The sequence below is a fragment of the Granulicoccus phenolivorans DSM 17626 = NBRC 107789 = JCM 15570 genome, from assembly GCF_000423085.1.
Lineage (GTDB): Bacteria > Actinomycetota > Actinomycetes > Propionibacteriales > Propionibacteriaceae > Granulicoccus > Granulicoccus phenolivorans.
Map to the genome: position 1 here is coordinate 1 of NZ_AUHH01000075.1, position 1,523 is coordinate 1,523.

At 54.4% G+C, this 1,523-nt stretch carries 1 rRNA gene; it reads left to right on the top strand.

Features of this window, described 5'->3' with window-relative positions:
* Nucleotides 1-1,516: ribosomal RNA gene (locus G531_RS26545) — 23S ribosomal RNA — on the top strand; the annotation flags it as partial.
* Between the last annotated feature and the right edge of the window lie 7 nt (nt 1,517-1,523).

The following is a 1,523-nucleotide window of genomic DNA, read 5'->3' on the forward strand; positions in this document are numbered from 1 at the left end:
CCCAGTGACTCTCTGACCCGATCTTGTAGTAGGCAAGCTGCGGAGGGACGCAGGAAGGTAGCTCTACCGGGCGATGGTTGTCCCGGGGTAAGTGTGTAGGACGAGGCGTAGGCAAATCCGCGTCTCTTGTGTCTGAGACATGAGGCCGAGCCACACTATTGTGTGGTGAGTGAGTGATCCTATGCTGCCTAGAAAATCTTCGTGAGCGAGTCATATGTGCCGCCCGTACCCTAAACCGACTCAGGTGGTTAGGTAGAGAATACCAAGGCGATCGAGATAATCGTGGTGAAGGAACTCGGCAAAATGCCCCCGTAACTTCGGAATAAGGGGGGCCTGATGCGTGAACACACTTGCTGTGGGAGCGTTGAGGGCCGCAGAGACCAGGGGGAAGCGACTGTTTACTAAAAACACAGGTCCGTGCCAAGTCGCAAGACGATGTATACGGACTGACTCCTGCCCGGTGCTGGAAGGTTAAGGGGAAGTGTCAGCTTTGCGAAGCACTGAACTTAAGCCCCAGTAAACGGCGGTGGTAACTATAACCATCCTAAGGTAGCGAAATTCCTTGTCGGGTAAGTTCCGACCTGCACGAATGGAGTAACGATTTCCCTACTGTCTCCACCACGAACTCGGCGAAATTGCATTACGAGTAAAGATGCTCGTTACGCGCAGCAGGACGGAAAGACCCCGGGACCTTTACTATAGTTTGGTATTGGTGATTGGGACAGCTTGTGTAGGATAGGTGGGAGACTGTGAAGCATTCACGCCAGTGAGTGTGGAGTCAACGTTGAAATACCACTCTGGTTGTTCTAGTTATCTAACCTAGGTCCGTTATCCGGATCAGGGACAGTGCCTGATGGGTAGTTTGACTGGGGCGGTCGCCTCCCAAAAGGTAACGGAGGCGCCCAAAGGTTCCCTCAGCCTGGTTGGCAATCAGGTTTTGAGTGTAAGTGCACAAGGGAGCTTGACTGTGAGAGAGACATCTCGAGCAGGGACGAAAGTCGGGACTAGTGATCTGACGGTGGCATGTGGAAGCGCCGTCACTCAACGGATAAAAGGTACCCCGGGGATAACAGGCTGATCTTGCCCGAGCGTCCATAGCGACGGCATGGTTTGGCACCTCGATGTCGGCTCGTCGCATCCTGGGGCTGGAGTCGGTCCCAAGGGTTGGGCTGTTCGCCCATTAAAGCGGCACGCGAGCTGGGTTTAGAACGTCGTGAGACAGTTCGGTCCCTATCCGCTGCGCGCGTAGGAATCTTGAGAAGAGCTGTCCTTAGTACGAGAGGACCGGGACGGACTAACCTCTGGTGTGCCAGTTGTTCCGCCAGGAGCATCGCTGGTTGGCTACGTTGGGAAGTGATAACCGCTGAAAGCATCTAAGCGGGAAGCATACTTCAAGATGAGGGTTCCCACCCGTATGGGTTAAGGCCCCCGGAAGACCACCGGGTTGATAGGTCGGATGTGGAAGTACAGTAATGTGCGGAGCTGACCGATACTAATAGGCCGAGGGCTTGTTCCTACAACAA